Source organism: Polynucleobacter sp. HIN11 (assembly GCF_030297675.1).
Lineage (GTDB): Bacteria > Pseudomonadota > Gammaproteobacteria > Burkholderiales > Burkholderiaceae > Polynucleobacter.
Genome location: NZ_AP028142.1, coordinates 253,027 through 271,306 on the forward strand (window position 1 = coordinate 253,027; position 18,280 = coordinate 271,306).

An 18,280-nucleotide genomic window follows, 5' to 3' on the forward strand; every position below is an offset into this window, starting at 1 on the left:
CTCATCATAGCCCAATAGGACTGCCTATTTGCGATAGGGATTGGGCCGCGTGATGACCTCTTGCACCCAATCACTAAACATGGGTGGGATCTCTAGGCGCATGGGAACGACCCAAATACGAGAATCCTCAATATCAGCACATTTCACGGCATCTTTCTCGGTGATTAGGATGAGATCCACGCTAAGGGCTTTGAGATCATTGTGGTGAACTTGCGTGTGATCGGACAGGGCTAGAGTTTGATCAATATGCACCCCCAGTTTGGTAAGCGCATCAAAAAACTTCTTGGGATTACCAATGGCTGCAAGTGCTCCCACTTTTAATCCAATCAAGCGACTAAGCATGTGTGTAAAGCTGACTGGCTCATTGGGCCGATGTAGGGGATACACACTATCGATTATTGGGCTGAGATGCAGTTCGCGAGAACTAGGAAAAGGCTCTCTCTGGGGAGGGAATTCGCTAATAGTGATGGTTGCATCGCGCTCACGCTTAGCACTCTCGCGTAATGGGCCAGCAGGCAAGAGTCTGCCATTGCCATCCCCGCGCTCATCCTCAACGACCAACTCTAAATCACGTCCGCCTTCGCGCGCAGGCCAGCGCAATAAGGCCACATGCTGTAAACCATCATCACTGATGATCACATTGACCTCGGGATGGGATTGTAAAAGTGCGTCTATACAGGCCTTGCGTTTGCGATAGACCCATATCGGCACGGAGTCGTGAATGCGTTGTGCCATGAGTACTGGCTCATCGCCAACTTGATTGGGCTTACTATGACGATCAACACGTGTGGGTTGTGTGAGTGATGAACGCGTATTGGGTAGATAGCCACGGCTAATCACGCCAGGCCTAAAACCTCGTTCGATCAATTCATTGGCAAGCGCAATCACGAGTGGTGTCTTACCCGTACCCCCCACCCGAATGTTGCCCACGATGATGATGGGAACTGGCGCAGCCCGATAGATCCTAAGGGTGTGCAATAGCCCAGAGTCCACGATCAACTGCTTGATCCAAACCACGAGGCCATAGAGCCATGCCAAGGGCAGTAAAACAAGACTGATGAAGCGATCGATAAGTGCTCTAATGGGCGATTGAGTAAAAGAAGATTTTTCCCAAAAGCGCGGCGCGGTCCTAAACAGCATTATTTTTTGGCCTGACTACTAAAGGCGATATTGGGAAGACCCGCATCACGCGCCAGTTCCAATACCGTCATGACCGCTTGATGTGGTGCGCGAGCATCGGCATCAATACTAATGCGTAGGTTTTGCTCGGATGAAGCATTCATTTGCTTGAGAGCGCTACCTAATTGAGCGCGATTCATAACCTTGCCGTTGAGAGCAAAGCGGCCATCGCTACTCACCGCAATATTGATCTCACGCGCTGAATCGACAGTCTCGACGCCTGAAGCCGTTGGCAAGGTAATCGCAATTTCTTGAAACTTGGTAAAGGTAGTAGAGATCATCAAAAAGATCAGGATGACCAAAAGAACATCAATAAATGCAATCAGATTGATTTCAGGTTCGGCATAGGAAAACGAGCGGGATGAGCGACCCAAATTCATGCCAAAGCGAGAGGAGCTTTTGTGTGAAGTGTCGAGCCAGCTCATGAAGATGAAGAAGATTGTGGGTACAACTTCTTAAACAACTGTCGGGTACATTCCTCGCACTCACGTTGGCGTTGATCGGCCACTGCACGTAAGATCCGCCATCCAGCCAATGCTGGGATTGCGATTAAAAGACCAAACGCGGTGTTGTAGAGTGCAATCGAGATACCGTGCGCCAATTGCTGAGGATTAGTCGCCCCAACGCTGGCAGCATTGACCGCACTACCAATCGTGCCACCTTGACTACCAAAGATCTCAATCATGCCAACCACAGTGCCAAAGAGACCTAGAAGGGGGGCAACAGTGGCGATTGTTGCGAGCGCACCTAGATAGCGATCTAATTTGGTCCATAGGTTTTGTGCAAGGATCTGGATCTCTTCGATGGCAACCTCGGCCGAGTGCCCCAGGGCATGCTCACGTAAGACACCGGCCAATAGTCCGCCAATCGGGGAGGAACTCGTGAGGTGATTGATGAAGTTGGGATCATTAGCTAAGGTCGGGGTGGCAGCAAAGGCCTCTTCAATCGACTGTTTGCGAACAATGTGGGTTTTGCGCAAATACCAGCTGCGTTCGAGCAAAATGGCAAGGCCTAGGATGGATATAGCAAGAAGTGGCCAGATCGGCCAGCCAGCAGCGATTAAGATGGAATACATGAACGGTATTTTCATGCAAATTCAGAAAAGCCCAAAAAAGCGGATAACTGTATTCCATCCAGTAAACCGGTTTTATCAAATCACGGGCTTTCCCGCCGGCTTGTGGATAACTCTGTGCAAAACTTTGAGCAAAGTCCACCCTAAGTCCTTGATGGGTGGTGTAAGTCCTTGATTTATGCCTAAAGATCGGTCAATTCCAATGATAAAAATATGCATTTAAATCAATTACTTGCAAATTTACTGTTGGATGAAAGCGACATTGATAAAGAGCGAGTATTCACTAACTTTCTTACTATTTCGATCAGCCAAGGCTTGTGGATATGTCGCGACCCGCAAGGCCATATAGTTACTGGAAAGTGACAAATCAATGACGGAAAAATCAAGCCCGATCCTGAGCGTTGGCGATCTAAACCGCGCCATTGCTGAGTCCTTGACCGAACAATTTGAGTTTGTCATGGTTAGCGGGGAGGTATCGAACTTCAAAGCCTATGACAGCGGGCATTGGTATTTCTCACTCAAGGATGAAGAAGGTCAAATTCGGTGTGTGATGTTTCGGGGAAAAAATCTGCAAGTTGGATTTATGCCCCAATCTGGGGATCAAGTGGAGGTCAGTGCCTCGGTCAGCATGTATGTGCCCCGCGGTGATGTGCAGCTAACGATTCATGCTTTACGCAAAGCAGGCCTTGGCGGTCTCTATGAAGCGTTTCTGAAACTCAAAGATAAGTTAGCGAAGGCGGGTTTATTTGATGAGGAACGCAAGCGCGTAATTCCATCTCATCCAAAGGCAATTGCGATTGTGACCTCAACGCAAGCTGCGGCCTTGAAAGATGTGCTCACCACCTTAGCGCGTCGGGCCTCGCACATTCCCATCTACATTTATCCAACGTTGGTTCAGGGTGAGGATGCTCCTGTTGGGATCGTCAACGCCATTCAAAAGGCTAATGATGATGGCTTGGCTGAGGTGATTCTTCTGGTGCGTGGCGGTGGCAGCATTGAGGATTTATGGGCGTTTAATGACGAGCAGTTGGCACACGCTATTGCCAGTTCGGATATACCAATCATCAGCGGGGTGGGCCACGAAACCGATTTCACGATTGCCGATTTTGTGGCGGACCTACGAGCCCCGACACCAACCGGTGCTGCTGAATTAGCCACCCCAAAACGAGAGCAACTCTTACAAGAACTGAAGAGCTATCAAGACACGATCACTCAGCGTCTGGAGCAACGCCTCGAGCGCGAAGCTCAAACACTCGATCAAATCAGCCTAAGACTCAAGCACGCTTTACCAAACCCGGAGCGCATGCGCGAGCAAATTGAGCAATGGCGGCAACGTTTGTCTCAAGGTGTACGCATGTATCTAGAGAGCCTGAAACGCAATCAGGCACATTGGCTTACTCAGCTTGAAACCCTCAATCCGCAACGCACGCTCGAGCGGGGTTACGCAGTGATTTTGGATCAAAACCAAAAAGCTGCACGTCAACCCAGTGATATTCGAGAGGATGAGCGGTATCAGCTTTGGCTTGCAGAAGGCAAGATACAAGTTGCCTTTAAAAAATAGATAACTAATCCATTTTCTGTTGGGCTGGAGGGTGGACCCTTGATTGTTCCAATATGGAGTCTGTCAAATTAAAGAGAACTTTAATTTGAAAGTTGAAATTTAAAGCTTTCTTTAATATGGACTTCAATCAAAATCAGGAACCTGCCAAAAGCCAGTCTCTTATTCATCTTTTGGCGAATAATGGCGAAAAATGGCATTTGTCGGCTCAAGATTTTAAGAAGATGCAGATTTATCCTTAAACCTTCAACTTTTGTTTGCTCGCCACTCTTATCGATATCGTAGATTTTTTGATGGGCTGCTCAATCAAAACATTAGGCGAAATACCGAAGCGCTTCGAAATCGCTTTAACTTGACGAAGGTTTAGTTTTCTCGCTCCAGATAGAATCTGGGATATAACGCTTTGGTTACCAATTTCAGGTAGATCCGACTGTCGAAGCCCGTGTTGATCCATCAAAAACTTAAGAATTTCTTGAGGTTTAGCTTGATCGATTGGGAAATGTTCTCTTTCATACGAGCGAATCAATTCACATACGATCTCAAAAAGGTTTAGTAGGGAATGCTTTTTTGAGCAGCCAATCGCATCCGATAGATGGTCGGCGAGCAATACCATACGCTCATAGTCTTTTCGGTTATGAATGGGAGAAAGGGCAACAGTTTTGCTAAGTTGTTGCCAAGCATTTTCTAATTCGAGCATGTTCATTTCTTCCACCGTCCCTTATCGTAAATGGCATGGGTAAGAATCTGCTTAATGTAACAAATTTGTTTTAGAAAACTTATAAAAGTAATTAATCGATAGCGATTTCCGCAAATATCAAAAACAATTAAATCTTCAACTTTATCCATTGAGCCAAAAATAGACTTTAGTTGAGAGTAATTGTCGAATGACTGGGATTCAATAATTCTTCTCCAACTTTGTAAGGGTTTAAGGGCATCTGGGTGGTTTGCTGAAAACTCAATGATTCGTTTATTGGAAATGACGCGCATCACCCATTTTATTGCAAAATGCAATAAAAGAAAGAAGAATATTTAGCCCATGAAAAAAGAATCGGATTAATTAAAAAAGATTGGTTCAGGAATCAGGTCGACTCCGAAGGTCTCTTTCACCTTTTTCTGAATCTGCTCCGCAAGACCAAGCAGTTCCCCTGCATTCCCGCCACCCCGATGGGTAAGAACCAGGGCCTGTTTGTTGTGAACCCCCACATTACCCAGTTGCATCCCTTTGAAGCCGCATTGATCGATGAGCCAACCGGCTGCTAACTTGCTATGCGTAGCCGATTCTGGATAACTCACAATCTGTGGAAATTGTTCTTTAAGGAATTGCAATTGCTGGTTGGAAATCACAGGATTTTGAAAAAAACTACCCACATTACCAATCACCTTAGGGTCCGGTAATTTTTGAGCGCGGATGGCACACACCGCATCAAAGATTTCATAGGCAGCAATTGAATCAACTGCGCGATTAGCAAAATGGTTGGTGAGATCGGCATATGACACGCGCGGTTGCCATACCTTGGGCAGATCAAAAATTACTGCTGTGATCACAAAGCGATTGGGCTCATCTTTAAAAAGACTATGCCGATACGAAAATTGGCAATCAGCCTTCGATAAAGCCACCCACTGATTGGTTTGGCAATCGTAGGCCTCCACCGCCTCGATGTACTCTTTGACTTCAACCCCATAGGCGCCAATATTTTGGATGGGGGCTGCTCCAACCGTGCCAGGAATCAAGGCAAGGTTTTCAAGGCCGCGATAGTTTTGATCCAAGGTCCAACGAACGAAGGCATGCCAGCTCACCCCGGCTCCTACCCGCAATCGTGTATTTGAATCACGATTCTCTAGAACCTCGATGAAATCGATGTCCATCAGGAGGGTGACTCCTTGTAATTGGTCGGGTAAAACAACGTTACTACCTCCTCCAAGAACGCGATGGGATAACCCAGCATTTCTAGCCCAGCGAATCGCAGCGGGGATTTGCTCAGCTTGGGTAATCGGCAAAACCCACTCGGCCACCACATCAAAGCCTAAGGTATTACGATCCTCTAAGGAGTAATTGGCGAGTGGCTTGCAATCAAAGTTCATGCCACAATCTTATTCGGGTTTTGCAGGAAGAACGAAATTGGTCTAAAAATAGCAAAACCGTCATGATTACAACATTCGTTTGGAGAGGTAAATGCCGTCATTTGATACTGTGTGTGAACCCAATGTCGTGGAGCTCAAAAATGCCGTGGAGCAAGCCAATAAAGAAATTGCGAACCGCTTTGACTTTAAAGGTTCAGACGCGCGCGTCGAGCAAAAAGATAACGAACTCATTTTGTTTGCAGACGATGACTTCAAGTTAGGACAAGTGCGCGATGTACTCTTTAGCAAAATGGCTAAACGCAATGTGGACGTACGGTTTTTAAAAGACGATAAGACCGAAACGATGTCAGGCGATAAGCGTAAGCAAACCATGAAACTCTTAAAAGGCATCGAGCAAGAACTTGCCAAAAAGATCGTGCGCATCATTAAAGACAGCAAGATTAAAGTGCAAGCGAGTATTCAAGGTGATGCGGTGCGCGTGACTGGTGCCAAGCGCGATGATTTGCAGACTGCGATGGCGTTGCTGCGAAAAGAAGCAAGCGAAGCCCCTCTGGCGTTTAACAATTTTCGCGACTAATTTGTGGTTTTGGCATCTCAAAATGCGATCGATCAGTTTTGTGATGCCTGTTGGCTTGAAGATGGACTTTCAAAAAATACGCTAAGTGCCTATCGGCGAGATCTCACTTTATTTGCCGCCTGGTTGGGTGAGCAAAAAAATACCAGCGATCTTTATCACGTCCAGGAGGCAGATCTCACGGCCTACATGGCAGCTAAGCGAAGCGATAAAGCCACGACAGCTAATCGGCGCCTAACCGTCTTTAAGCGCTTTTATCGCCATGCACTGCGTCTTGGCTATGTCAAAGAAGATCCGTGTGCGAAATTACGAGCAGCTAAGCAAGCACAGCGTTTCCCCAAGGTCTTGAGTGAAGATCAGGTCATTGCGCTACTCAATGCCCCCAATATTGAGGAACCCCTGGGATTACGTGATCGCACCATGCTCGAGCTGATGTACGCGAGCGGCTTACGAGTCTCGGAAATTGTGTCTCTCAAAACCGTCGCTCTGGGGCTCAATGAAGGGGTGGTGCGCGTGGTCAATGGTAAGGGCGGCAAGGAGCGGATCGTTCCTTTTGGCGGTGAAGCGGGGCAGTGGTTGCATCAATACCTAAAAGAAGCGCGACCCATTCTTTTGGAGGGAAAAAATTGCCAAGAGGTTTTTGTGGGGCGCCGCACGGGGACTGGATTAACCCGTCAAGCGTTTTGGTTCATTATTAAACGCTATGCGAGTCAGGCTGGCATTCAAGTGGCGCTCTCACCCCATACTCTGCGGCATGCGTTTGCCACTCATCTCTTAAACCATGGTGCGGATTTGCGCGTGGTGCAACTTCTATTGGGACACGCGGATATCTCAACCACCCAGATCTACACGCATGTGGCGCGTGAGCGCCTCAAATCCTTACACGCCACCCACCATCCTCGTGGTTCTTAATCAAATCCGCTAGTATTGATTTATGGATGAGTTGATAAAGTATTTCTGGTTAATCCCAGTGGCGTACTTGCTGGGATCGATCTCGTTTGCGGTGGTCGTGAGCCGTGCGATGGGTTTACCAGACCCCTACACGCATGGTTCTAAAAATCCAGGGGCGACCAATGTCTTGCGCACTGGCAATAAAGTCGCTGCTGCCCTCACCTTGATTGGCGATGCTGCCAAAGGCTGGCTGGCAGTGACACTCGCGCGCGCAGTTTTAGGTGACCCCAGCCAAGCGAGCGTCAATATTCTCCTAGGACTAGTGGCGATTGCCGTCTTTATCGGACACCTCTATCCGATTTTTCATCGCTTTAAAGGGGGTAAGGGTGTGGCTACAGCCGCAGGGATCTTATTTGCGATTAATTGGGTCTTGGGCTTGGCCACCTTAGGAACCTGGCTCATTGTGGCAGTCTTTATGCGCTATTCGTCGCTAGCAGCCCTGTGTGCCGCAGTCTTTGCACCGATTTATTTCACCTTTTTATTTGGAATGCAGCCTATGGGTTTGGCCATCTTGGTGATGAGTGCACTTCTCATTCATCGCCATCGCAGTAATATCCGAAATCTTCTCAATGGCACGGAAACGCGCCTGAGTAAAAAATAGTGAATTAAAAATAACCGAACAAAGAACAATCAATCATGACTATCGCTATTATCTGCGTCATCCTTGCCGGTTTTTTACCCATCATTGCAGCGGGTATTGCGAAGTTTGGTCCCACCGAGAACTCTGCAAGCGATCCCTATGACAACAATCAACCGCGCGAGTGGCTTGCCAAGCAAACGGGAATACGTGCACGTGCGAATGCAGCGCAAGCCAATACCTTTGAGTCCTTACCCTTTTTCTATGCTGGGATTGCAATCGCCATGATCTTGCAAGCACCCCAAGCGCGCATCGATGTGTTGGCGATTGCTTATCTTTTAGCTCGCGTGGCCTATATTGCGTGCTATGTGATGGACTGGGCGAACTTGCGCACCTTCGTGTGGCTCATCGGATTTGCGTGTACAGTAGCTCTATTCTTCCAAATTTAGGTCAGCACCCAAGATGCTGAGATTTTTATGCCTAGCGCAATAAAACAAACCCCATCCAAAGCGAGTACTACATCAGTGACTCGCAAAAGTCGCAAAAGTGAAGAGGGCGTGCCACTCTCGCAAGTCATCCGTAAACGTATTCAAGCAAAGAAAGCCCGCTTTCATGCGAATGACAATATTGCGCAGTTCATTGAACCCGGTGAGATCGATGGCTTGATTGATGAAGTGGCGGGTAAGCTCCAAGGGGTCCTTGAGAGTTTAGTAATTGATACCGAGAGTGATCACAACACGCGTGGTACCGCCTATCGCGTCGCGAAGATGTATGTCAATGAAGTGTTCACTGGGCGCTATACACCGCAACCGAGTCTTACACGTTTTCCGAATGTCAGTCGCTTAAATGAACTCATGATCATCGGACCGATTGCGGTGAAGAGCGCCTGCTCACACCATTTGTGCCCGATTATGGGACGCGTGTGGATTGGGGTGTTGCCTGACAAACAAACAGCTCTCATTGGTTTGTCTAAATACGCTCGCATCACCGAATGGGTCATGTGTCGGCCACAGATTCAGGAGGAGGCCGTGGTGGAACTTGCCAACATCCTCGAAGAGAAGATGAAGCCCACTGGATTGGCACTTGTCATGGAAGCCGATCACTTTTGCATGCAATGGCGCGGTGTGAAGGATCTCAATTCCAAGATGGTCAATAGTGTGATGCGCGGTTCATTTCTAAAGGATGCGAATTTGCGCCGAGAGTTCTTAGCGCTCATGGATAAGCAGCAAGGCAAGCAGTAGAGCTTCATCTTATTGATTTGAGAATCATTCTCAGTTAAAAAATCAATTAAATCAGTAGCTTATAAAACACTACAACGAGTGTTGATTTGTGTTTTAAGATCGCATCTGCAGTTTTTTTGAACACGGAGAATCCATGAAAAACACACGTCGTCAATTTTTGATCATGTCTGCTGCTGGTGCAGCCACTTTGTCACTCAATAACTTGGCTCAAGCACAAGCCATGGTTGCTGAGACCGATCCACAAGCACAAGCCTTGGGTTACAAAGCCGACACCACTAAGGTCGATACCAAGAAGTATCCAAAGCACGCTAATACGCAGCGTTGCGATAACTGCGCCTTGTATCAAGGTAAGGCAGGCAGTGCAGCCGGTGGTTGCAGCCTGTTTGCTGGTAAACAAGTGGCTGGAGCTGGCTGGTGCTCAGCATGGGCTAAGAAAGCAGGTTAATTCGAAGTAAGCCTTTCAACATCCTTGCGATGTTGAACCAAACAAAAATGGCGCTCAATTGAGCGCCATTTTCTTTTCCTAAAAAAACTACAAATTAGGAATTTGCCAAGTGTGCCTCTAAGGTCTTGGTGAACTTGTTAGCGTGGCTGCGTTCAGCCTTTGCTAAGGTCTCAAACCAATCAGCAATCTCGTCAAAACCTTCTTCACGAGCGGTTTTAGCCATACCTGGGTACATATCGGTGTACTCATGGGTCTCACCAGCAATCGCTGCTTGGAGAGCCTCGGCAACGGTCTTAGCAGGCATACCAGTACCTGGCTCGCCAGCGCCACCATTGATCAAATACTCCATATGACCGTGAGCGTGCCCGGTCTCACCTTCGGCGGTGGAGCGGAAAACAGCTGCTACGTCGTTTGCACCAGCAATGTCAGCTTGGTTTGCGAAGTACAAATAACGACGGTTGGCTTGGGACTCACCAGCAAATGCTTCTTTCAACGACTGTTCAGTCTTGGTACCTTTTACCGACTTAGCCATATAAATCTCCTTTAGAATGAATGGGTTATAAATTTAGAGGCAGTGAAGGGAGAGGCTCTCCCGGCACTAGTCCACTTAGTAATTATCAGAAATTTTGATGACCGTTTCATCGTATTTTTGTATAGATCCAATAGGAAAAAACTAGTGATTTTCTTAATGGATAGTTAAAGTTAATCAATCTTTAGGGGTATTTGTAAGCATTTGAATTCTTTGAGGGATGCACGCAACACCCTGAAAATAGAAGCGGCTCTTGGATTTAGGTCGGTTTCATCCCAACCTCTGTTTTGAAGCAATACAATAGCGTGCATTGGGATTGGGTCAAGCGCAGTACAAAATTGGCTCAAAACCAACGGTGAGTCAGTCCAAATCAACCGATTAAACAATATGGATGCTGAGCTTCTCTATCAAAAATTACTAAATCATCTGCGGGAGAAGCTCCAAGGTAAACCAACCCTTCAGATCGCCGGACTTGCCATTGGCGGTGCCTGGGTTGCTAAGCGCCTCGCCAACGATTTAAGCTTGGCACAATACGGCGTGATTAATGTGGCGTTTCATCGCGACGATTATGCGGAGAAAGGGTTGGCAGCGATTCGATCGGCCGACACCATGGCAACGCATCTCCCCTTTGATGTGACAGGCGCTCAAATCGTACTCATCGATGATGTGCTCTTTACTGGAAGAACCGTGCGCGCTGCGCTCAATGAACTCTTTGATTTTGGTAGGCCCGCTGCAGTAGAGCTCATGGTGCTAGCCGATCGTGGTCAACGTGAGTTACCGATCGCTGCTGATTTTGTCGGCGAGCATATCCAATTACCAGACACTCAAATCCTGGCTTTAGAAAAGGGAACCGAGGATACTCGGGAAATCTTTCGCTTCGTTCTCGAGGAGCGCGCATGACTATGCAAACGAATTCCGCAGGCGAGCTCACTCATTTACTCACGCTCGAGGGTATGCCCAAAGAGCAGATCGTCCACATTTTGGATACTGCGCAGCAATTTGTGAGCGTGACCGACCCTGCCCGTGAAGTAAAAAAAGTACCGCTACTGCGGGGCAAGAGCGTCTTCAATCTCTTTTTTGAAAACTCCACCCGTACCCGCACGACCTTTGAGATTGCTGCCAAGCGCCTCTCGGCGGATGTGATTAATCTCGATATCTCGACCTCATCAACCGCTAAGGGCGAGAGTCTCATGGATACCATCGACAATCTGATTGCGATGCAAGCCGATATTTTTGTGGTGCGTCATAGTGTCTCGCGCGCTCCGATTGAGATTGCGAATCACGTACCACCTTATGTGCATGTGATTAACGCCGGCGATGGAAGCCATCAGCATCCCACGCAGGGCTTACTCGACATGTACACCATGCGCCACTTTAAGAAGGATTTCACCAAACTTAAGGTAGCGATTGTGGGCGATATTGTGCACAGCCGCGTGGCGAAATCGAATATTCATGCGCTCACCGCTTTGGGTTGCACTGACATTCGCGCCATTGGTCCTGAGAGTTTGCTCCCCAATGATTTGGATTTGCTGGGTGTGAAAGTATTTCATAGCATGGAGGAGGGTCTGCGCGGCGTTGATGTGGTGATGACGCTACGCATTCAAAAAGAGCGCATGGAAGCCGGTAAGGTTCCCGAAGGCGCTGCGTTTTTTGCTCAGTTTGGACTCACCCCTGCACGTTTAGCACTCGCCAAACCCGATGCGATTGTGATGCATCCCGGCCCCATGAATCGGGGAGTTGAGATCGATTCAGCGGTTGCCGATGGTGCTCAATCGGTCATCCTCAAACAAGTCACTTTTGGAATAGCCGTACGGATGGCGGTGATGTCAATCGTGGCGGGCAACTAAAGCTGCGATTGCGGCTGCGATACTCTCATCAAAATAGACGTGACTGTCAAGAATTGCCTCATCTTGGGTTGCAGCTGAGGATGGTTTGAGGCGCTGACCGATAATCACTTGAAAATCCACCAGTGAACTAAGCCCAAACATCTGTGCCCAGGAGTTATTGCGATGTGGATTAATTTCGAGCACGCGAACATCGCGATCAAGAAACAATAGATTAAAGACTCCGGCACCCACCATGTAAGTAAAGGTTTTAGCCGAAGCCAAGGTTTGCAAATAGTCTTTAAAGCTGAGTTTTGATAAGTAGACAAGCTCAATGTGGTGATCGTTTAAAAACTTGGGATCAATATTGAGTAAATTTTTGCGACTGAGTTCATTGCGACCGTAGAGCAGATTTTTAGTGCGGTGTTCAGTAATGCCATTGCGCGCAAAACAAATCGCTTTAATCTCCTCGCAGATCGAGAGGTAGTCGGGATAGATTTTGAGATCTCGACCTTCCGGAGTGAGAATCAGATCGGAAAATTGGTAAACGCGAGAGCGATCGAGAAAAACCAAATAGTCTTTACCAATCACCGATTCAAGAAACTCTTGTTGAAAGCGATCGCCATCAATCGAGACACAAATTCGTTTTTTGTTGGTGCGCCAGACATAGTAGAGCGGAAAGAAGACGTCATGAAAAAAGTGCGCGATGTTATCAACGTGAATTAGGAGTAAATAAAACGATTCGCCTTGTAGGTCAACGACCTGGAGTTCGGGGCTTTTACGAAATGCTTTGCGAACAAAGCGAATCCGATCGTGTTTGATATTAATGGGTACTTTGGTATAGAGCCGATGATCATGCAGAACATAGGGTGCCGAAATCCGTTCGCGCGGACGAAAAAAGTCAAGGAGTCGGTGAAGATTAGGCATCTCGTTGATTGAAGAATTGACTAGCGAGTAAGCCTACTATAATCGAGTCGTTCGCTCGTATTCAAAGTCCTCGCTAGGACTTCATCAAGAACAATTGGTATTAGGGGATCTTTTTAGAGAGTTCATTGAAAAAAATATCCGTTCCACCCACGCAACGCCGTTGGCTACTGCTCACCCATGCATTTAATATGGACGGCCGGGCGGCGAGCCTGACCATCACCGATAAGATCCCTTATTTTTTAGAGGCCGGTGTGCAGCCGATTGTGCTAAGCGCCATTACCGGTATTCACGATACGCGCTTTCCTCATCAGCAGTTCTTGGCCTGGGGCCCGTCAGCCTTTCGCTTTGACTTTCGCCATTGGATTGCCAATCAATACGGACGGGGGTGGTTTTATAAACTGACAACTCGAACGGTTTCGGTGCTCCTAGCCCCCTTCATTGCGATTGAAAAACTCCTCTTGGGTTACTCGAGTCAATGGTCCTGGGCGATCCCTGCATTTCTTCGTGGTTATTGGCTTATCAAATCGGGCAAAGTCGATGTGATTTATTCGATTGGCAGTGCATGGTCAGCTCACTTAGCAGGCGTGTGGTTAAAACGCGCTACGGGCTTGCCACTGATTTCCGAGGTACATGATCCCTTGGTGATTCGTAAAGGTCCCAATGATCTTGGGATGGAAAAACCCAGAAATCGCGATGCGCGCTTTCGCCATTATCTAGAGCAACAATTGTGCAAGTATTCCGATGATGTTTGGTGGTTTACCGATGGGGCGCTTCATTACGCCAAGATTCGTAATCCAAATTTAAATACCCCAGGCAATGCTCGTGGTTTTGTGGTGATGCCAGGGGCCAATCCACCGATTGCTGCAGAGCGCACCCCTCACCACTATGGCAACTACTTGAATCTATGCCACTTTGGTTCTTTGGCCAATGATCGCTCGCTCTCCATGATTTTGCGGGCGGTGCATACCTTAGTCGCTAAATACCCAGAGGCCCGAGAGCTTATCAAAGTGCATGCTTATGGCGCACCCTTGGATTCATTAACCGTCGAAGCAATCAAGCAATACGATTACTCCGATCTCTTAGTGGCGCACGGTCGCCTTGAGCGCGATCCGGTAACCGGTCAATCGGGGCGCGAACGCGTAGCGCAAAAGATGCAAGAAGCTGATGTCCTTCTTCTCTTGCATGGGAACGATGAGTGGTGTGCGGAATATATCCCATCGAAGTTTTATGACTACCTCTGGGCGGGCCGCCCCATTTGGGGCATCACGCACCGCAATCCGCAGCTCGATCAGATGCTCACGGAGCGTGGATCCTATCTGAGCGCGGATGGCGATGCGGCGGGTATTGCCATGACGCTCGAGCGCATTTGGCTTGATTGGAAGAGTCAGCAACTCATTACCCCGATTTACAATCCAATTGGGGTGGATCAAGCGGTTCACACCATTTTGAGTCACCTTTACAGCTAAGCGGGCGCGCCTTTGAAAGACATTGTTTTGTATTGTAAGTCCTACTCCAAGGACTTTTTGCGTCTGCGCAATTTATTGGCATCGATTGAGCAATACAACAAAGACCAGCTCGATTTTTACATTTCCACCTCGGAGAGCGAGCGCGCTGAGCTCGAACGTCAAATTGGCGTTCAGGGCTATCAATGGGTCTCCGACGAATCGATTGTGCGCGCTAACCCACGAGCGCCATTGGGTATTGATAAGACGAAGTCGGGGGGCCTTGCGCAGCAGGTCATCAAATCCGAATTTTGGCGCTTGGGTCTGGCAAAGAATTACGTGTGCTTGGACTCGGATTGCATTTTTATTCAAGACTTTCAAAAAAGCGACTTTATCGCGAGCGACGGTAATCCCTATACGGTGATCTACCAAAATAAGGAATACCACCAGCTAGCGATCAACCGAAACTACGCCAAAGCGCCGCGACACTTGCAAAGCGAAGCCGAGCGTGTCAAGGCTATTTTTGGACGCACGGGCCCCAACTACTATTGCCCCTGCCCACCCTTTATTTGGTCGGCTGCCGTGTGGCAATCGCTCGATACCCAGTATTTAGAACCCCGAGGACAAACCTTGTGGGATCTGTGCACGCGCGAGCACCCCGAGACCTTAATTTACCTCGAAGCGCTTTTGAACTTTCGGGCGATTCCTCTTCACCCCATTGAGCAATTATTTCGGGTGTATTACTACGATTGGCATTACTTTATCTTGCGCCGCTTGGGCGAGTCTATCCCGAAGCTCAAGGAAAACTACCTAGGTGTCATCTACCAATCGAGTTGGGATTTGAGCCTCGATCTTGGTCCGAGCAACAAATCGATCTTCTCGCGCGCCTTGAAAAAAATCAAGCGCGTGGGGCGCTATTTGCAAAGCTTCATCTAATGAGCACGCAAGCTGCCATGACCACGCCGCTCGTAAGCGTCATCATGCCGGCCTTTAAGAGTGAGAAATACATTGGTCAAGCGATTGAGAGCATCCTCGCGCAAACCCATACGCATCTGGAACTCCTGATTTTTGAGGATGGCTCCCCCGATCAAACCCGATCGGTCATTAATCGCTATACCGATCCACGCATCATCAAAGTGCTCTCGGACCAAAATCACGGCGTGGTTTATGCCCGTAATGCCCTCATTGATTTAGCCAAGGGTAAATACATTGCGCTGATGGACGCGGACGATATTGCAGACCCTATGCGACTTGAAGCGCAGCTGCGCGTGTTAGAAAATAACGCGTGCGATGTGTGCGGGAGTGCCCAGTGGGTCTTGGATGATGCAACGCAACAGGTTAAAAAATCCAAAGACAAATTTACGGACGCAGATTTGCGCGCGCTTCTGGCCATCTACTGCACCCTCTGCAACTCTGCGGTGACGGGGCGGGCTGAACTTTTTAAACGCTTCAAATACGACACCACGATTTTGACCTCCGAAGACTATTATTTATGGGTGCAAATGGCCGCCGCCGGTGCTCGCTTTTTGAATTTGCGAGAGCGCCTGGTGACCTATCGGCAATACCCTGCGCAAACGAGCTCGGTGCATCTGGAAAAATTTAAGCGCTCCACGATTGAAGTGCAAAAGCGCTACTTAACACTCTTGGGAATTGATGCAAGTCTGCGCCCTGAGCCGCTGCCGTGGCGAGAGCGTTGGCCGGTAGCGCTCACCTTGCTTTGCGCCTTAAAAGGGCACTTTCCAGAGATCTCGTATCGGGCCTGTGGTGAAATTTATGCGCGATTTCAGTATCGCCGTTCAGGGCTTTGGACACCCTTGACCCGTTTAGAGCGTGCGTTCGCGGCCTGGTGGGTTAAGCGCTAAGAACTCGGTAATCGCCTCTTCACTCGTTCTATCAATCGCATCGGGAACTTCGAAGAGTTGCTGCGCACCGCGATACGAGTGCCACAGTTTTGGTACGAGTTTGACAGCACTACCCAGCATCCCAGCTAAGTGCGACATCCCGCTTTTGGAACCAATGAAGAGATCGGCATAAAGTAGATGGTGAAAGGTCTCTAAAAAGGGCGTATCGATGTGCTCGGTCACAGAGTGACCACGATGGGCAAAGTATTGGGCCCAAGAAAAGGGCTCTCCCTTCTCCGACTGGTAAACACCCTGTTTGCCTTCACTAAAGATGTGGATCGCAAGGGGGCGATGCGTGGTTCTCACAATGAGATCCAAAATAGTGAGGTACCAGGAGTCGGGCAGCATGCGCGTGGCGAGATCAGAGAACTGCCGACCCGGTAATAAATCACCGCGGCGAATGTGGAGAGCAATATTAAAGTGCTCGGGCTGGTAGGAGAGCGCAATCGGGTCGGCTTGACGTGCCTTGTCATAGAGTTCACGAAACCACTCCCGCGTATTTGCGTACTCGTAATCGCCAAAGCGATTGGTGCTCACCCGAAACACGGTATTGGGTTCTGGGTGAGCTTGAATAAACTCATCGACTGGGCGATAGACTTCATCATCGATTTGCGCATTTGATGGAATGTGCATTTCAAACGGGGGAAGATCGATTACCTTGAGTTCACCCTGGCGAATACGCTCCTCAATCGCGCTGCGACTTGGAAGAATGCTTGCTAGACCTAGCATGCGATTGAGATCATCGCCAAGATTGTGGGTTTCATGGGCGCGGGCGCCTCGCAGTCGGCGCAGCCCTTGCCGTAGACGCCAGCGCCAATCGGTATTGGACGATTTACGCAGCTGCTCCTTAGCATAGGCAAATTGCAATTGATGGCGCGTGGCAATTTTGATGCCGCGGTTAATAAACCCGAGTGAGTGACCAATCCCTGCATCGGGATTGTCGTAGTCAATGAAGTAGCGCTGATTCATTGTCCGAGATCACTCAAAATGCGAGTGCGAATGATCGATACGTAGCGCGTGGTGTCAAAGGCCATGGCGGCTGGGCTTTTTAAAAAGTCGGCAATGTGCTCTTGGTAGCGCGCGTAGGTTTTGGCATCGATGGATTTTAAGTAACGATGCACATCGGCGGTGTTCGCAAACTGCCGGCGATCAATAAAGCACTCACTTGGTATGCGCTCACCAATGGTCTGCGACCCCCAGTACACGGGTACGCAACCCGCAAAAAAGCAATCAAAGATTTTTTCAGTAATGTAATCGGGTAAATCCGCGACATTCTCATAGCAATACGCGAATTTAGTTTTACGGTAGACCACCGATTTATCTTCGATCTCACCGGCGTAGCTGGGAAAGGGTTTGTAGCCATAGAGTTGGGAAGCGATGCGCTGCGCACGGCGCTTGATTTTTCCCATGCGATCAAAGGCAGGGCTGGGTTTACTCCAGCCTAAGCCATAGAGCGCAAAATCAGCCCGCGCATGCGTTTCGTACCAGCGAATCACTGCCACGCGCTCGCGGTAGAGGTCCCCGGGGATGCCAGGTGGAAAGGCTTTATTGGCATTAATGATGCAACTAAAGATGGGGCGCTCGTCAAAGTGGGGAGTTGCCTCATAGCGAATTTGATTGGGAATCAGAAGCGGCACGGCATTGGGTAGGTGCAAAAGATCGCGATTCCAGGTAAAGAAGGCATTAAATTGGGCCAAGTAGGCAGGATCGCGATTGAAGGGGCAAATGATCGGATTTTCAGTGGCAATGAGATATTTGGGAGCAGGTAGATTGGCAATGGCTTGTCCGTCATGCAGCAGGTGAAAGGCAATGGCTCGCCCCAGGTTCACATCGGGGTTATTGAGTTCCACCCCGTGCGCCAAAAACTCGGAGCGCAAAAGCCGATTGGTATAGGTCGGGTTATAGGTATGATGTTGATCAATCACCTCAAACGAGGCGTTTTTTACCCGATCCGGTTGATAATAATTCGCAAATTTCAT

Annotated in this window: 22 protein-coding genes; 12 read left to right on the top strand and 10 right to left on the bottom strand. The window is 48.6% G+C overall.

The annotated features are described in order from the left end of the window. Nucleotides 1-24: 24 nt before the first annotated feature. The 3 genes from lpxK to QUE60_RS01390 are packed head-to-tail and all read right to left on the bottom strand — an operon-like array spanning nucleotide 25 to nucleotide 2,269. Complete coding sequence (gene lpxK / locus QUE60_RS01380) at nucleotides 25-1,140, bottom strand: tetraacyldisaccharide 4'-kinase (protein ID WP_458574792.1); 1,116 nt, start codon at nucleotides 1,138-1,140, stop codon at nucleotides 25-27. Beyond that, nucleotides 1,140-1,604 (bottom strand): ExbD/TolR family protein, encoded by a 465-nt coding sequence (locus QUE60_RS01385; RefSeq protein ID WP_286226940.1) that lies wholly within the window; start codon nucleotides 1,602-1,604, stop codon nucleotides 1,140-1,142. The genes lpxK and QUE60_RS01385 overlap by 1 nt, the downstream gene beginning before the upstream one ends. Continuing rightward, the gene (locus QUE60_RS01390; protein ID WP_286226941.1) at nucleotides 1,601-2,269 is read right to left on the bottom strand and encodes a MotA/TolQ/ExbB proton channel family protein; all 669 of its coding nucleotides are present in this window, start codon (nucleotides 2,267-2,269) and stop codon (nucleotides 1,601-1,603) included. Before QUE60_RS01390 ends, QUE60_RS01385 begins: the two co-directional genes overlap by 4 nt. 352 nt (nucleotides 2,270-2,621) lie before the next feature. Between QUE60_RS01390 and xseA the strand changes: the two genes are divergently transcribed. Then, a complete protein-coding gene (gene xseA, locus QUE60_RS01395; RefSeq protein ID WP_286226942.1) occupies nucleotides 2,622-3,812 on the top strand; it encodes an exodeoxyribonuclease VII large subunit in 1,191 nt (396 codons plus the stop codon). 235 nt (nucleotides 3,813-4,047) lie between these two features. On the opposite strand, the gene QUE60_RS01400 is transcribed toward xseA, so the two are convergent. From QUE60_RS01400 to murB, 3 genes are all read right to left on the bottom strand, one after another. Further along, nucleotides 4,048-4,512, bottom strand: a complete 465-nt coding sequence (locus tag QUE60_RS01400; RefSeq protein ID WP_286226943.1) for a helix-turn-helix domain-containing protein — start codon at nucleotides 4,510-4,512, stop codon at nucleotides 4,048-4,050. Further along, entirely contained in the window at nucleotides 4,509-4,796 is a 288-nt protein-coding gene (locus tag QUE60_RS01405) for a type II toxin-antitoxin system HigB family toxin (RefSeq protein WP_286226944.1), read from the bottom strand. The genes QUE60_RS01400 and QUE60_RS01405 overlap by 4 nt, the downstream gene beginning before the upstream one ends. A 66-nt stretch (nucleotides 4,797-4,862) precedes the next feature. Beyond that, complete coding sequence (gene murB / locus QUE60_RS01410; RefSeq protein ID WP_286226945.1) at nucleotides 4,863-5,891, bottom strand: UDP-N-acetylmuramate dehydrogenase; 1,029 nt, start codon at nucleotides 5,889-5,891, stop codon at nucleotides 4,863-4,865. Nucleotides 5,892-5,982: 91 nt separating this feature from the next. Here murB and QUE60_RS01415 point away from each other — a divergent pair, with 91 nt between their 5' ends. The 6 genes from QUE60_RS01415 (at nucleotide 5,983) to QUE60_RS01440 (ending at nucleotide 9,679) form a co-directional block, all read left to right on the top strand. Continuing rightward, nucleotides 5,983-6,468 carry a YajQ family cyclic di-GMP-binding protein gene (locus tag QUE60_RS01415; protein ID WP_286226946.1) on the top strand — a complete coding sequence of 162 codons (486 nt, stop codon included), beginning with the start codon at nucleotides 5,983-5,985 and terminating at the stop codon, nucleotides 6,466-6,468. A 3-nt stretch (nucleotides 6,469-6,471) separates the two neighbouring features. After that, nucleotides 6,472-7,377: a site-specific tyrosine recombinase XerD gene (gene xerD / locus QUE60_RS01420; protein ID WP_286226947.1), complete on the top strand. Its 906-nt coding sequence runs from the start codon at nucleotides 6,472-6,474 to the stop codon at nucleotides 7,375-7,377. 22 nt (nucleotides 7,378-7,399) lie between these two features. Continuing rightward, nucleotides 7,400-8,017: a glycerol-3-phosphate 1-O-acyltransferase PlsY gene (plsY, locus tag QUE60_RS01425; protein WP_286226948.1), complete on the top strand. Its 618-nt coding sequence runs from the start codon at nucleotides 7,400-7,402 to the stop codon at nucleotides 8,015-8,017. A gap of 35 nt (nucleotides 8,018-8,052) precedes the next feature. Next, nucleotides 8,053-8,442: an MAPEG family protein gene (locus QUE60_RS01430; protein ID WP_286223961.1), complete on the top strand. Its 390-nt coding sequence runs from the start codon at nucleotides 8,053-8,055 to the stop codon at nucleotides 8,440-8,442. Nucleotides 8,443-8,469: 27 nt separating this feature from the next. Continuing rightward, on the top strand, nucleotides 8,470-9,234 hold the full coding sequence (gene folE, locus QUE60_RS01435) for a GTP cyclohydrolase I (RefSeq protein ID WP_286226949.1): 765 nt from the start codon (nucleotides 8,470-8,472) through the stop codon (nucleotides 9,232-9,234). Between the two features lie 133 nt (nucleotides 9,235-9,367). Next, nucleotides 9,368-9,679 (top strand): high-potential iron-sulfur protein, encoded by a 312-nt coding sequence (locus QUE60_RS01440; protein ID WP_286226950.1) that lies wholly within the window; start codon nucleotides 9,368-9,370, stop codon nucleotides 9,677-9,679. A 94-nt stretch (nucleotides 9,680-9,773) separates the two neighbouring features. On the opposite strand, the gene QUE60_RS01445 is transcribed toward QUE60_RS01440, so the two are convergent. After that, a complete protein-coding gene (locus QUE60_RS01445; RefSeq protein WP_108507821.1) occupies nucleotides 9,774-10,211 on the bottom strand; it encodes a rubrerythrin family protein in 438 nt (145 codons plus the stop codon). 384 nt (nucleotides 10,212-10,595) lie between these two features. On the opposite strand from QUE60_RS01445, the gene pyrR reads away from it, so the two are divergent. Further along, complete coding sequence (pyrR, locus tag QUE60_RS01450; RefSeq protein ID WP_286226951.1) at nucleotides 10,596-11,108, top strand: bifunctional pyr operon transcriptional regulator/uracil phosphoribosyltransferase PyrR; 513 nt, start codon at nucleotides 10,596-10,598, stop codon at nucleotides 11,106-11,108. After that, nucleotides 11,105-12,055 carry an aspartate carbamoyltransferase catalytic subunit gene (locus QUE60_RS01455; RefSeq protein ID WP_286223967.1) on the top strand — a complete coding sequence of 317 codons (951 nt, stop codon included), beginning with the start codon at nucleotides 11,105-11,107 and terminating at the stop codon, nucleotides 12,053-12,055. The genes pyrR and QUE60_RS01455 overlap by 4 nt, the downstream gene beginning before the upstream one ends. Here QUE60_RS01455 and QUE60_RS01460 read toward each other — a convergent pair. After that, on the bottom strand, nucleotides 12,035-12,958 hold the full coding sequence (locus tag QUE60_RS01460; protein WP_286226952.1) for a glycosyltransferase 61 family protein: 924 nt from the start codon (nucleotides 12,956-12,958) through the stop codon (nucleotides 12,035-12,037). The genes QUE60_RS01455 and QUE60_RS01460 overlap by 21 nt on opposite strands. A 125-nt stretch (nucleotides 12,959-13,083) precedes the next feature. On the opposite strand from QUE60_RS01460, the gene QUE60_RS01465 reads away from it, so the two are divergent. From QUE60_RS01465 to QUE60_RS01475, 3 genes are read left to right on the top strand one after another with little or no spacing between them, the layout of a single operon-like run. Next, nucleotides 13,084-14,424, top strand: coding sequence for a glycosyltransferase family protein (locus QUE60_RS01465; protein WP_286226953.1), 1,341 nt, complete (start codon nucleotides 13,084-13,086; stop codon nucleotides 14,422-14,424). Between the two features lie 12 nt (nucleotides 14,425-14,436). After that, the gene (locus QUE60_RS01470) at nucleotides 14,437-15,336 is read left to right on the top strand and encodes a DUF6492 family protein (RefSeq protein WP_286226954.1); all 900 of its coding nucleotides are present in this window, start codon (nucleotides 14,437-14,439) and stop codon (nucleotides 15,334-15,336) included. Further along, entirely contained in the window at nucleotides 15,336-16,262 is a 927-nt protein-coding gene (locus QUE60_RS01475) for a glycosyltransferase family 2 protein (RefSeq protein ID WP_286226955.1), read from the top strand. Before QUE60_RS01470 ends, QUE60_RS01475 begins: the two co-directional genes overlap by 1 nt. Here the strand turns inward: QUE60_RS01475 and QUE60_RS01480 are convergent. Both QUE60_RS01480 and QUE60_RS01485 read right to left on the bottom strand, forming a co-directional pair. Beyond that, nucleotides 16,224-17,270 carry a hypothetical protein gene (locus QUE60_RS01480; protein WP_286226956.1) on the bottom strand — a complete coding sequence of 349 codons (1,047 nt, stop codon included), beginning with the start codon at nucleotides 17,268-17,270 and terminating at the stop codon, nucleotides 16,224-16,226. The genes QUE60_RS01475 and QUE60_RS01480 overlap by 39 nt on opposite strands. Continuing rightward, entirely contained in the window at nucleotides 17,267-18,280 is a 1,014-nt protein-coding gene (locus QUE60_RS01485) for a glycosyltransferase family 10 domain-containing protein (protein WP_286226957.1), read from the bottom strand. Before QUE60_RS01485 ends, QUE60_RS01480 begins: the two co-directional genes overlap by 4 nt.

Excerpts from the sequence above, each read along its gene's own strand:
- QUE60_RS01475 (WP_286226955.1), top strand. The coding sequence starts at position 15,336 with ATGAGCACGCAAGCTGCCATGACCACGCCGCTCGTAAGCGTCATCATG.
- QUE60_RS01460 (WP_286226952.1), bottom strand. The coding sequence starts at position 12,958 with ATGCCTAATCTTCACCGACTCCTTGACTTTTTTCGTCCGCGCGAACGG.
- QUE60_RS01405 (WP_286226944.1), bottom strand. The coding sequence starts at position 4,796 with ATGCGCGTCATTTCCAATAAACGAATCATTGAGTTTTCAGCAAACCAC.
- QUE60_RS01480 (WP_286226956.1), bottom strand. The coding sequence starts at position 17,270 with ATGAATCAGCGCTACTTCATTGACTACGACAATCCCGATGCAGGGATT.
- pyrR (WP_286226951.1), top strand. The coding sequence starts at position 10,596 with ATGGATGCTGAGCTTCTCTATCAAAAATTACTAAATCATCTGCGGGAG.
- QUE60_RS01455 (WP_286223967.1), top strand. The coding sequence starts at position 11,105 with ATGACTATGCAAACGAATTCCGCAGGCGAGCTCACTCATTTACTCACG.
- QUE60_RS01430 (WP_286223961.1), top strand. The coding sequence starts at position 8,053 with ATGACTATCGCTATTATCTGCGTCATCCTTGCCGGTTTTTTACCCATC.
- folE (WP_286226949.1), top strand. The coding sequence starts at position 8,470 with ATGCCTAGCGCAATAAAACAAACCCCATCCAAAGCGAGTACTACATCA.
- murB (WP_286226945.1), bottom strand. The coding sequence starts at position 5,891 with ATGAACTTTGATTGCAAGCCACTCGCCAATTACTCCTTAGAGGATCGT.
- plsY (WP_286226948.1), top strand. The coding sequence starts at position 7,400 with ATGGATGAGTTGATAAAGTATTTCTGGTTAATCCCAGTGGCGTACTTG.
- QUE60_RS01440 (WP_286226950.1), top strand. The coding sequence starts at position 9,368 with ATGAAAAACACACGTCGTCAATTTTTGATCATGTCTGCTGCTGGTGCA.
- QUE60_RS01445 (WP_108507821.1), bottom strand. The coding sequence starts at position 10,211 with ATGGCTAAGTCGGTAAAAGGTACCAAGACTGAACAGTCGTTGAAAGAA.
- QUE60_RS01400 (WP_286226943.1), bottom strand. The coding sequence starts at position 4,512 with ATGAACATGCTCGAATTAGAAAATGCTTGGCAACAACTTAGCAAAACT.
- QUE60_RS01390 (WP_286226941.1), bottom strand. The coding sequence starts at position 2,269 with ATGAAAATACCGTTCATGTATTCCATCTTAATCGCTGCTGGCTGGCCG.
- QUE60_RS01385 (WP_286226940.1), bottom strand. The coding sequence starts at position 1,604 with ATGAGCTGGCTCGACACTTCACACAAAAGCTCCTCTCGCTTTGGCATG.
- QUE60_RS01415 (WP_286226946.1), top strand. The coding sequence starts at position 5,983 with ATGCCGTCATTTGATACTGTGTGTGAACCCAATGTCGTGGAGCTCAAA.
- xseA (WP_286226942.1), top strand. The coding sequence starts at position 2,622 with ATGACGGAAAAATCAAGCCCGATCCTGAGCGTTGGCGATCTAAACCGC.
- QUE60_RS01485 (WP_286226957.1), bottom strand. The coding sequence starts at position 18,280 with ATGAAATTTGCGAATTATTATCAACCGGATCGGGTAAAAAACGCCTCG.
- lpxK (WP_458574792.1), bottom strand. The coding sequence starts at position 1,140 with ATGCTGTTTAGGACCGCGCCGCGCTTTTGGGAAAAATCTTCTTTTACT.